Here is a 12,705-nt window from a genome sequence, read left to right as displayed (position 1 = left end):
CGATTGGCGAAAGTGTCTGATCGATAAAGCAGCGGGCCATCAAAAACGCCGCAGCCCGAGGGCTGCGGCGTTTTTGATGATGCCATGGATGCGCCGGCATACGCCGGGGTCACGACGTATCGGACACGAGCGGCTCAGCCCGTATCGCCTGCGGCCACTTCCTCAAGCGCATCATCGACCTGGCGAGCAGCGACCGGCAGGTCCGATTCACTGCGCGGCGGCGCGACCAGCTCTCCGATCAGTCCCATGGTGTCGGTCAGGCTGGTGCTGCCAAGGCGACCCGTGGCACTGAGCAGACTGAGACGATCAAGCACCAGCCGCCGGAAGGCGTCGACATAGGCGATACGCTGATCGTAAAGATCGGCGCGCGCATCGAGTACGTCGACCAGATCGCGCAGCCCCAATGCCGCGCCCCGATCGGCGGCTTCGAGATACAGCTCGCTGGAGCGAATCGATTGCGCCAGCGCCTCCAGCCGGGTGATATCCCCGTCGATACCGCGATGGCGCTGGCGCAGCTCTTCGATGGCCTGACGCCTGGCGTTGTCCACATCGGCCTGTCCGGCCTGGCGCAACAGATCCCCCTGGCGGACATCCGCGGACGTATAGCCGCCTCGGAAGAGGTTCATGCTGGCCTGCACGCCGGCGCGCTTGTCCTCGCTTTCGCGGTAGGGGTCGTCGCTGTTGCGGTTCATCCAGGAAAGGTTGAGCGAGACTTCGGGGTAGTAGGCTGACCGGCGCACATCGTGGTCGGCCCGCGCCACTTCCAGCTGCTGAAGGGCGAGCTGCACTTCGACATTCTGTGCGATATCCGGCTCCAGGGTCTGCAGCGCCGGGGGGCGGGCAAATTCAATATCGGTCAGCTCGTTGAGCGAAAACTGCGCAAAGTCCGGTGAGACGCCGGTCAGCCTTTCAAGCCGCGACAGGGCATCGTTGTAGTCGTTTTCGGCCGAGGCGATATCAGCGCCTGACTGATCATGACGCGAGCGGGCCGCCAGCAGGTCAATGCGATCGCCAATGCCCAGATCAAAGGCGCGCTGCGCCTGTTTGAGCTGCAGATCCAGCGCTTCCCGCTTGCCCTGGAGCAGATCGACCTGACGCGAGGTGTAAAACGCGTTCATGTAGGCTTCTGCCGTATTGAGCACCAGATCACGCTCGGCGACCGCCAGCTGCAGCTCGGCGGCTTCACGCTGTTCGCCGGCACGTTGAAGCTGACGAATGCGCTCCATGGAAAACAGTGGCTGGCTCAGCTGGATCTGGCGGACATTATCGGTACTGTAACCCCGGCAGCGCCGTTCAAAATCCTCTCCGCCCAGCAGCTCACCGGTTTCGGGATTGTTGGCACAGCTGCTGACATCACCATCGGTGTAGATATTGTCACTGTCGGTGTAGCTGTAGCCGTAGGTAAAATCGATCTGCGGCAGCAGGCCGGCACGCGCCTTGGGCACGTCCTCGGCCCGCGCCCGGCTTTGCAGGCGCTGGCTATTGATGTTGGCGTCGTGGGACAGCGCCATTTCCAGAAGGCCCGGCAATGAGGGGACGACGGCACGGGGGGTGCCGGTACCATCGAGTGCCATGCCCTGTGCCGGCACGCCGGGCGCCGTCTGCAGCGCCACCGGGGCACCGGGTTCGGGCCGGGACAGGTGGCTGCTCACACTGGTTCTGGCAATCGGCGCCTTGGCGGGCGCCGCACCGCTGACGGTGTTGGTGCGTTCAAGAAAATCTGCTGCCTGGCTGATACCGGCCGCCCAGGGGGCCGCAGTCAGCAGCAGGATGGCCATGGCGTTGCGCGATAGGCGCCTTTTATGAACATGCTGACACATACGGGCCTAGTCCTGTCGCATTGCGCGGTTGAGCATGTCGGTGACCGGCTGCGCTATATAGGCAAAAAGCGTTTTCTCACCGGTACGGATCATGACTTCGGCCGGCATGCCGGAAAGCAGCTGCATCTGATCGGTCATTTCCTCGCGCCCCTTCTCGGAGACCCTGAGCCTTGCGCGATAGTAGCGTGAGCCGGTGTTTTCGTCCTCGAAGCTGTCTGCCGAGACATGCTCAACGACCCCATCCACGATCGGTGCGCGACGCTGATTGAAGGCGCTGAATCGAATCTCGCCGTGCTGGCCGGGGTAGATGTTGTCGATATCCTGAGCGGGCACGCGGGCCTCCACCATGAAGCCGTTGTTGCTGGGCACGATGCTCATGATCGGGTCTCCTGCCCCGATGACGGCGCCGATGGTGTGGACTTCAAGACCGACCACGGTGCCGGAGACCGGGGCGAGAATTTCGGTACGCCTTACCTGATCTCCCAGCGCGACCAGCCGCTCCCGGGAATCGGAGATCTGGGACTGCGCCTCGCGCAGCTGCTCGCCGATCTCCTGCTGATAGTTCTGACGCTGCGTTTCGATACGAACCCGGTTTTCGCTGATCTGCGACTTGAGCTGGGCGATTTGTGCCCTTGAGTTGGCCGTGTCGGATTCAAGCTGCATGGTCTGGCGCTGCAGTTCACGAATGCGCTGGTTGTTGCCCAGCCCTTCCTTGAACAGCGACTGGTAATCCGCCGTTTCTTCGCGCAGCGAGCCGATCCGATTGCGGTTGATGCTGATGGTCTGGTTGAGACCGTCAATCTGCTGCTGGAACTGCTCGATCTGCTCGTTGAGCGCACTGATTTCGCCTTCCAGTGAGCTGCGACGCGAGAAAAAGAGGCTGCGCTGGACATCCAGAATCTGGCTGAAGCGCTCGTTTTCATCGGCGACCGATTTGAGCTCGTCAGGGAAGACAAGCGTATCGGCGCCGCGCTGCTCGGCCAGCAAACGCACTTCCTGGGCACTGGCGATAAACCAGTTGGACTGTGAAATATCGAGCTGGGATTTGGACTGGGTGTTGTCCAGTACCATCAGGGTATCGCCCTGCTCGACGTGATCGCCGTCCTCGACGTCGATGGAGGAGACCATGCCCCCTTCCAGGTGCTGAACGGTGCGCTTGAAGGACTCCACCGATACCGTGCCGCTGGCCACGACCGCGACCGATAGATTGGCAAGCAGTGCCCAACCACCGAACCCGCCGAAGGCCACCAGCAAAATGATGATGCCGACCAGTTTGACCCGACGGTCGGAGGTGGGGAGTTCGCGGGCGCTGTTCGATTCGCTGGACGAGTGATGCCCTTCGGCGGCAACGGAGGCGCTGCCTGGAATAACCGTGCTGCTCATTGTTGTTCCCCCGGAAAGGATACGGTGAAAACAGTGCCGTTCGGGTCAGCCATTGTATTGAGTCTCGCTCTGGGAAGGGCTTGGCGTCTCCCGCGGCTGACGCGGTGACGCTGCATCAGACGGGGCGGTCGGTGCAGGTGCCGCAGGCTTTTTGGCTGCCCCGGCGCCGTCACAGGCCACGGCCTGCGGAGCCGAGCGTTTCTGACCCTTGCCCGAGAGACGGGAGATGACTTCATCACGCGAGCCGAAAAGACTCACCTGACCTTCCTTCAATACCAAGAGCTTGTCGACGCTCGAGAGAATGCTGGTGCGATGGGAGATGATGAATACGGTCGTTCCCTCACGCTTGAGCTGGTGCAGGGCCTGGGCCAGCGCCTTTTCACCGCTGTCATCAAGATTGGAGTTGGGCTCGTCGAGCACGACCATCACCGGTTTGCCGTAGAGCGCCCGTGCCAGTCCGATGCGCTGGCGCTGACCGCCGGACAGGGCGCCGCTGCTGGAGCCGATAAGCGTGTCGTAGCCGTTGGGCTGTTGCAGAATCATCTCGTGTACGCCCGCACGCTGAGCGGCTTCCACTACCTTTTCAGGATCGACCTCGCCAAAGCGGGCAATGTTTTCACTGATGGTGCCGTCGAAAAGTTCGATGTCCTGGGGCAGATAGCCCAGATACGGGCCCAGCTCGTGACGGTTCCACTGGGTAATATCGGCGCCATCGAGTCGCACCTTGCCCACCTGGGATGGCCAGATCCCAAGCAATACACGCGCGAGTGTGGATTTGCCCGACGCACTCGGCCCGATGATACCGATGTGCTCGCCTTTCGCTGTCTCGAAGTTGACGCCGCGAATGGTGGCGGCACGTGCGCCGGGTGGCGCCGCCGCGATGTTTTCGATGCTGACCCGCCCTTCCGGCGCCGGCAGCGACATGCGCTCGCTTTCGGCGGGAATTTCCGACAAAAGCGTCTGGAGCCGGGAGTAGGCACTGCGTGCGCCCACGAAGCCCTTCCATGCCCCGATCATCTGATCAATGGGTGACAGGGCGCGGCCCATGAGAATGGAGCCGGCAATCATCATGCCTGGCGTGACGCTGCCATCAAGCACCAGCAATGCCCCAAGGCCCAGAATCAGTGACTGAAACAGGATACGCAGCACCTTGGAGATATTGGACAGCGTTCCGGAGCGGTCACTGGCTCTGGACTGGTGAATCAGGAATTCGCGATGCTTTTTCGCCCAGCGCGCCCGGATCCCGGGCAGAATCCCCATGGCATGCAGGACCTCGGCATTGCGCAGATTGGAGTTGGCCAGCTCCTGGGCCTGGATGTGTTCGTTGTTGGCCTCGGCAAGCAGACCACGCGTGGCATATTCATTGGCAATGGCCAGGCCGAGCAGAATGATACCGGCGATGGTGGCAAAAACACCGAACCAGACGTTGAACAAAAACAAAACGCCGATATAGATGGGAATCCACGGTGCATCGAAGAAAGCGAACAAACCGTTGCCGGTCAAGAACTGACGCAGGCTGGTCAAATCGTTGAGCGGCTGCGCCGACTGCTTGCCCGGCGATAACAGACTCTTTCGAAACATGGCCCCATAAAGTCGGTCGCTGATGAGCGTATCGAGACGGTTACCCACTCGTACAAGAAGTCTTGAACGCACGATTTCCAGCGCGCCCATGACCGTGAACAAAAAGACGACGATCATCGTCAGCATGAGCAGGGTATCAGCGCTGCGGGTGGTGATTACCCGGTCATACACCTGAAGCATGTATAGAGGGGGCACCAGCATCAACAGGTTGATAAACATGCTGAAAAAACCGGCTGATACAAAGGAACGTTTACACGCCTTCAGCGCCAGCTGAAGATCGGTTGGTTCTTTTTTTGCCGCCATGGAGATTACTCGTGGTTATAAAGGACCAGGTCAAAGCGCATTGATACTAACAGATGCTTACTCTATGAATCATTGCATCATTTGATATTTATAAGCCAAAGACGATCGTTGTGCCCTCAATTCATCGGATACCGTTTTTATTGTATGGCGCCAAGATTACAACCAGATGTTGGTCCTTCCGACAGGCTCCGGTAACTACCTTTCTCGCAGTCAGAAACCGGCATTACAGGCAAGGCACGCATCGAATCGCCCTGCCCTGTCCATCGCTGCCGGACTGCTATCGAAGCCATGGTTGAAAACGCGTTGATAAAAGCGCCGGCGCCATGGCGAGCGCTGCTCAACAAAGACTGGCAGGGAGCAATACGGCAGGCGGATCAATACGGCAGGCGGATCAATACGGCGAGAAAAGCATTCGATGGGGTGAGAAAAAATTCAGTACGCGGGCACAGCGTCAGCGCCACTACACATAAGGCAGATCAAGCGTGGCAGGTTCAGTACCACAATGTTGTGAAACCAGGGTATTTCAGTGGGCTATGCCCGGCAGCAATTCATGACAAATTGGTGCCAACTTCAGGAGCAGGGCGTTATGCAACCGCTTTTGGCAAGGGGGTCATGGCGCCGGCCTGCTAACCCTGCTCGGGCATGGGAAACTCGCCCACCAGTTCTGAAAAACGGCCCAATGCGATCAAAAGGGAAGCAGACTGGCTTTTCGCCAGCGAAATGTTGTGCGTCGTTTGTTCTTTTGCCTCCTCAGCGAGCGTTCTAATCATGGGAGAGGGAGACTGCAAGGCCTTGCCATGATAGTAATCGACATCCCGACGAATGAAGCTTTTGAACTCCGTTTCCAGCTCAGGCAACGTTCTTCCCTTTGCAGGGTTTTTGTTCTCGAGCGCTTGTTCACCATGAAAGGTCATGGTTTTTTCGTGAAGTCCGGAAATACCTTGAAGCGATGGCTTTGTTTCCGAACGCAAACCATGAAACCCTTTGTCGGGCTCATCAAAGGGGACATCGAGCAGGGTCGGCGCGGTAATACTCAGGACGTCGTGTATCAGTTTGTCGTTGGCCTTTTCCTGTTCATTGAGTGATTCGAAAATATCGAAATAGTCCGTCGAAAGCTGCGGAGCAAAAATCGATCGATCGAGACTCCTGAACCAGCTGATACCGGTATGAAAACGCGATCGCGTATTGGTGTAATGAACATCCATGGCACTGGCGTCATCGACGCTCACGCCCATGGCGCTAAAAGAAGACAGAAATTCTCGTGAAAAGCTTTTTGCAAGATTTTCGGCGTTGAATTTTTCTTCAAGGATGGCCGCTCTTTCGGCCGGTTTTCTGGAACGATACATCGACCCGCGAAAGCTGCCACCATGTATGGCACCAACACTTCCCGTGGCGTCCTTTGCAAGGGGGAGGTTGATGGGCAGGTAGTTGCCCATGGTGCCAAACTGCCAGTTTTTGTAGGCTGTCGCACCGGACGCCAGCGTGAGATCCCTGTTGAAGCCCTGTAGTGAGAAATCACATTTTTCCTGAAGCTGTTCGACCACGACCAGATCTTCCATCTTGTTCTGGTTGGTCTGAAATCTGACGATATCCCGCTCGCCGTAGCAGGGTATAAACAACGCCAGATTCATTCTGCTGTCCATGCCGCCGCTAATGCCAAGATTAAAACGATAGCCGTTGTCGCCAAGAGTGGAAATAATGCTTCGGCTTTTGGCAATAAAGCTTTCCAGCGCCTCTCGATAATTATCGCTTGTGACCTCCAGTGGCTGTCGCTTCGACGCTACAATATCCAGTTTACTGTCGCTGTCGATTTCCACATGGTAATTCTGCGGAACCACACTGACGCCCTTAATGATCGTATTAAGAGTGAAGGGCTGGCCTCCCCACAGTGAGCGATTACCTACGAAAAACGAGAGAAGGGACGGGTTATAAAAGGACAGTGAGATACCGTCATCATACAAACGTCTGGTCAGCGCCAGTAGCGAGTTGGAAAGAGCCCAGTAGTGGCGGCCACGATAGATAAAAATACTTTCCTGACAGAAAAAGTCTGTCTTGATAATCGTTTTACCCTTGAGCTCACGGGCAACAAGGAAACGTCCATTTTCAAACGTTCTGACATCCGTGAAAGGATACTGCCCGATAAAACTCTCGCCGCCTGACTGGCCGAGAACAAGGTCATCGTCCAATATGGCAAGTCCTGAAAAAAAGAAGATACCTTCACGCTGCTGTTTGGACGTTAAAACAAAAATATCGGAACTCATGTAGCCTCTTGTGATACCAGAACCAGAAAGGCACTGATTCTTTTCTACTCGTTCAACACTGCTGGCACGTTACGGAAGCTGCCCGGTATACCCAGCGGTTAATCTTCACGCCCTTTCAAACGGGCGGTTAACACCTCGATCATGCTTCGGACAAAAAAGCCCTTTGCAGAACAAAAGCCGCGAAAATTCCTCACCGATTACATTTTTTGTTTGAGCTCGTTTAACGGGGAGACAGGGCTCGTTCATATTGTTGAAATGATCTGGACGAAACCCTGCATCCTGTCACGTCACTACACCGGCCGCCGCTATATCAGGTAGCTGCTGTCTGATCTCTTCCATGCGATCGGAATGCGCCTGATAACCAAAATTTCGACGCACATAATCATGCGCAACGTTAACCTGTTTTTCATAGGCCTGCGGGTCAGCCATTAGCGCCTTGACACGCTGCTGAAGCTCTTCGGGCGCGGCATAAATGGCCGCTTCGCCAAACAGGGGTCGATAGACGTGAGGCAAAAAGACGGGCAGACCTGTCGCCATGGCTTCAAAGATGACACGCCCGAACGCTTCCACCCAGTCCGGGTGGGTGTAATAGACAAAAACATCGTAACGGGCCAAGAAATCACGCGGATGTTCTGCTCCGAAGTCGGCCACATGCCAGTTGTCCGGTAGCTGCCCGCCCATCATGACCGCTACGGTTTCCGCACCACCCATCACATGCACTTCAAATTCTTTGTTGGTGGGATAGACACGCGTCAGGGTCTGAAGCTGATGCGGCCATTTCATGACGTGATCGCGCGATAGCCTGCAAATGCGAATACGGGAGTGCTCTGCAGGGCGCATTGTACGACGCCATTCGTCGATATTAATGATATTGGGCCAGTCGTGGTCGCTCAGGGTGATTTCGGAAAGATCGCTGCGGTGATGCTTGAGCAGCGTTTCCCGCACCAGCGGTCCAATGGGATGCCAGATCCCGCTGGTACCAAAATAGCGCTCGGCGTTTTGGCGGCAGCGCGGAATATGATAAAGCGTGGCACTCTCGCTGCCATAGTCACGATTGGGGGGCTGGTTGACGATCACCCTCACAGCACCGGGCCGGATCTCCGGCAGCCAGGCCTGATACTCCTCCAGCACCCAGGGCTGGCGAATGACCAGGGCATCGCAGCTGATGCTTTCACCATAAACGATCAGATCAGCCTGACCGCTTTCAACCAGCTCACGAATTTTTGGCTCCATTCGGCGGTCGATACGAAGCCCATAGCACGACATCTGTACGATGGCCGTTTTCAGGCCCAGTGCATGGTTGGCCTTGATCTCTTCAGCGTTGGAGGATGTTGTGCCGCCGGACAGCCTGAAATCGGACGCCAGCACTACATCATAATGACGGTTTTCCGGTCTGCGCGGGCGCATGGCACCGGGCACGAAGAAATGACGCTGCGTCTTGTCGGGATCATCATAAAGATCCACGGGTTTTTCGTAATAAGCACGATGAAACTCTTCATAGGCCGCTCGCGCACCGTACTTGTAACCGTTGTAGCCCGACCCTTTGGAACTTGTCAGCGAGTCGGCCGATTGGCGCTGGAAGGACAGCGGACCAGTGTTCAGATGGACCAGTGCTTCCGGGTCGAATGCCTTTTTGATGCGTGCAAGGTATTCAGAGTCTCCAGCAAAGCGCACAGCGTCCCAGTACCCAAGCGTGTCGAGCGCCATTTGACGCCTGAACATCAATGACGACAGATTGAACTGTATAAAAAAGCCCTTGTTGCCCCGGCGATGGAACCGGAGATCTTCAAAGGCGCGAGCCTGCTGAGAGGTATTGGCAAATACACTGGGGGCATCCATCAGGTGACGTGCCTGATGCTCGATCTTGCGTGGATGCGACCAGTCATCGGCATCATGACAGGTGACAAGATCACCGGTTGCTCTTTTCAACGCATTGTTGCGCGCCACATAAGGGCCCGAGTTTTCTTCATTGCGCAACACAATCAGCCGCTCAAAGCGACTTTCATATTCCCTGACCCTTTCAAGTGTATTATCGGTACTGCAGTCATCAGCAACGATGACTTCAAGATTGGGCCAGGTTTGATGGAGCAGAGAATCCATGGCCTGATAGACGGTAGATTCAGCATTATATACGGGCACAATAACCGTAACGCGGGGCAGTTCGCTGTTCGGGTCGGCAATGGGCGGGCAGTTATCGACCACAATTCTGTCGTAAAGCGAACGCTCGCTGTCGGATGCAAAACGGATGGTTTCAATATCCGATAGCGCCAGACACCGATTGATGGCTGCAAGCTTGTCTTCCCCTTCATGCAGGTTGGCCTGCGCCAGAAGAATATCGCCTGTTGCGCCGGAGCGCTGAGTGCGTTCCAAAAGCGAGATGGCGCGCTCACGCTGACCCACGGCGTTGAGACATTCGGACTCGACGATAGCAATGGCCGCTTCATTAAACAGCTCGAAGTCGTGATTCCTGTAATGTCTGATATGTTCAAGCGCCTGCTTCTTGCTGGCACCATCTTCGTGTGATGCATACCACAGTGCCAGCTCCCACTCGGCCCAGGGTGCCATGAAGGCGTTGGTACGGTCTTCGGCCAACAGCTTTAGTTCCTGAAGGCCACGTTCCAGAAAACCAAGCGTATAAAGATGCACGCGCGCATTGGTAACACGCTTGCGAGCATGTTTCTTTTTTTCCTTGAGCTCCTGGCGCGACTCGGCCTTAATGGAAATCTGACCGGTAGGCGCACTGTTTTCGTCAAGCTGCTGAATGGCCTGACGCTGATTCTGAAGGCGCTTTTTGCCACCCGTTATCAAGGCAGCCTGGCGAAGCGGCGATGTCAGCCGCCATGAACGGCTGGCGAGAATGCTGCGCTGCTTGCGCCTGAGTTCAACAATCTCTTCCTGAGCACGCGACAGCCGGTGCTGCAGCCCCTTTATCTCGCGCTTGCTGTTTTGGTCACTGACTGCAGGGGATGACCGTTTTTTTTCGATTGGCAACTCTTGAGTGGCGTCGCTTCGATCGGGTTCGGACCGGTCGTGCCTTTCCGAAGCAGTGGTCATGTTCTCTTTGAGCTGCTTGAGAAGCTTTTGCTGTCGCAACAGCCGTTGATGGATAAGTTCTGCCCTGCCTTTTCCATCGTCATGGCTGTCAGAGGATTTCTTGTCCGTACTTCCGGATGTGTTATCGCGCTTTGAAGCAGTGTTCATTTCACTACGGGCCTGGCGACTTTGTACGATCAGGTTTTCGATGGCCGCTATCGTTTTGTCCTGATTCCTTTCCATGCTATCACCCGTGTTTGATCCAGGATTGTACTTGATGGGTACTGCTGATTATCGGGTAATTGGCGCCCTGACATTGGACCTGCATCATGTCAGGCTTTCTTCAGGTACATACTGACCGCCATCATGGCAGCAAACCAATATGGCATGTTACGCGCTCTCGATATCAGTAAACGTTTTTGCCAAAAAAACCCTTGATGGCGGTCAGAAAAATGATTTTTAGATCAAGGCCCAATGACCAGTTTTCCAGATACCAGAGATCGTATTGCACCCGCTTTTGCATCTTCTCTACGGTATCCGTTTCACCTCTATAACCGCTGACCTGAGCCCAGCCGGTAATACCAGGCTTGACCTTGTGACGCTGCATATAGGATTCCACGAGCTCTTTATAATATTCGTTATGGGACAGCGCATGGGGCCTTGGCCCTACAATGGACATCCTGCCCTGAAGCACGTTGTAAAACTGGGGCAGCTCATCCAGTGATGTTCTGCGCAAAAAGGCACCAATGCGCGTAAAGCGCGGATCATCACGCGTTGCCTGACGGCAGCCACTGTTGCCGTACTGAAGCTTCATGGACCGAAACTTGTAGACCTTGAAGCGCTTGCCGTTGATACCGGTACGGTACTGCTTGAAAAGTACCGGACCCTTTGAAGAGCATTTGATCGCCACGGCAATCATGAGACAAAAGGGAAGCACCAGGGCTGCAATCAGGCTTCCCAGAATGATGTCTTCAAGGCGCTTGATAAAACGTGACTGCCCCGTCATGGGGCTGACACTGAGATCGATGGCATAAAGCCCGACCACTTCGCTGACCTTGTGATTGAGAATCGGCAGATCGGAAAACTCGGGAAAAAACCGGATTTCCACCGTCTGATGGCGCAGCGTATGCATGATGTCCTTGACGGCATTACCCATATTAAGCGGCATGCATATCCACACCTCACGAGCACCCGCTGCCAGCACCCGCCTTGCAATCGAGTTCAACTGATGGCCGTCAGGTTCGTTGTTAAGACGATGCACACCACAGACCGAAAAACCCGCCCCCTGCTCTCTTCTCATATGGCGAGTCACGTTAAGCAGCGTATTGCCCGGCCCGATCAGAAATACGCGACAGCGATTGCGCCCTCTCACCCTGAAACGCGCCATTACCATGCGAAGCAGGATACGACCGACCGCTGCCAGCACGAAGGAGAGCAACAGTGTCAGGGCAAGCCAGAGGCGGGAATAACGCTCGGCCGCATGAATGAAATAGATGATCGAGGCAGAAGCGATGGCTGTGACAGACCAGATAATGATCTGGTCTGCCAGAATGCGGCTTAGCCGTTTGATGCGCCAGTTACCGTAAGCGTCGATCAAAACGCTTACCAGAACGATCATGATGGCGATGATCTGGATAGCCCATTGATATCGCTCATGAATATCGAGCGTATCAAAGCGATAATAATAGACCACCGTGGCGGACAGTATCAGCGATCCGATATCCAGCATCGAAATCAATAAAAGCAGCAGATTTCTCTGACTCACGAAAAAGGGCCACTCCCGAGAATTAAGCGAATTATATAGCTGTACGGCGAAAAGGAAGGATCGCAGCGACGCAGGCTTACCGGGTCAGCGTCAGCAGGACATCCTGCAGTTCTTCGGCAAAGGCCTGACGTCGCTTGAGCATGTCGTCTCGATGTTGACGACTGTCTGCTACCCAATGAAGTTTCGTCAAAAGTTGATCCAGCAGGCTGTCGCTGTTGGAGTAAAACTCGATACCCGATCGCTCCTGCATCGCCCTGGCCGTATCGAGCTGATGGTCGTTTCGATGCTCACCGTATTGCAACAGCCGTGGCAACACCAGAAAGGGAACGTCCTGCTCCAGCAGAGACAAGAGATTTCCCATCCCTGCATGGGTGATGACACATCTGGCGTCTTTCACGATACGCTGATATTGCTCGGGCTCAATGAACTCTTCAACACGTAGATTGCCCGGCAATTTCTTTTTACCAAAAAAGGCACTACCCCCGGGCCCAGCCTGATACAGCACATTTTCATCCGGTAGCGCTTCGGCGCAGCGCAGTGCCAGCATGCTCATGCGCTC

General features: G+C 55.7%; 7 protein-coding genes. All 7 read right to left on the bottom strand.

What is annotated here, in order from left to right:
* Positions 1–134: 134 nt before the first annotated feature.
* Positions 135–1,778, bottom strand: a complete 1,644-nt coding sequence (locus ACS92L_RS01110) for a TolC family outer membrane protein (protein ID WP_438766461.1) — start codon at positions 1,776–1,778, stop codon at positions 135–137.
* A gap of 48 nt (positions 1,779–1,826) precedes the next feature.
* Positions 1,827–3,203 (bottom strand): HlyD family type I secretion periplasmic adaptor subunit, encoded by a 1,377-nt coding sequence (locus tag ACS92L_RS01105; protein WP_438766460.1) that lies wholly within the window; start codon positions 3,201–3,203, stop codon positions 1,827–1,829.
* Between the two features lie 45 nt (positions 3,204–3,248).
* Positions 3,249–5,087 (bottom strand): type I secretion system permease/ATPase, encoded by a 1,839-nt coding sequence (locus ACS92L_RS01100; RefSeq protein WP_438766459.1) that lies wholly within the window; start codon positions 5,085–5,087, stop codon positions 3,249–3,251.
* Between the two features lie 626 nt (positions 5,088–5,713).
* A complete protein-coding gene (locus tag ACS92L_RS01095) occupies positions 5,714–7,348 on the bottom strand; it encodes a hypothetical protein (protein WP_438766458.1) in 1,635 nt (544 codons plus the stop codon).
* Between the two features lie 282 nt (positions 7,349–7,630).
* Positions 7,631–10,624 carry a glycosyltransferase gene (locus tag ACS92L_RS01090; protein WP_438766457.1) on the bottom strand — a complete coding sequence of 998 codons (2,994 nt, stop codon included), beginning with the start codon at positions 10,622–10,624 and terminating at the stop codon, positions 7,631–7,633.
* Positions 10,625–10,787: 163 nt separating this feature from the next.
* Entirely contained in the window at positions 10,788–12,146 is a 1,359-nt protein-coding gene (locus ACS92L_RS01085) for an undecaprenyl-phosphate glucose phosphotransferase (protein WP_438766456.1), read from the bottom strand.
* 76 nt (positions 12,147–12,222) lie between these two features.
* Entirely contained in the window at positions 12,223–12,693 is a 471-nt protein-coding gene (locus tag ACS92L_RS01080; protein WP_438766455.1) for a glycosyltransferase, read from the bottom strand.
* Positions 12,694–12,705 lie beyond the last annotated feature (12 nt).

It is taken from the genome of Kushneria halocnemicola (assembly GCF_965650455.1).
Taxonomy (GTDB): Bacteria; Pseudomonadota; Gammaproteobacteria; order Pseudomonadales; family Halomonadaceae; genus Kushneria.
The sequence above is the reverse complement of the archived record's forward strand: the minus strand, read 5'-3'. Positions and strand labels throughout refer to the sequence as shown.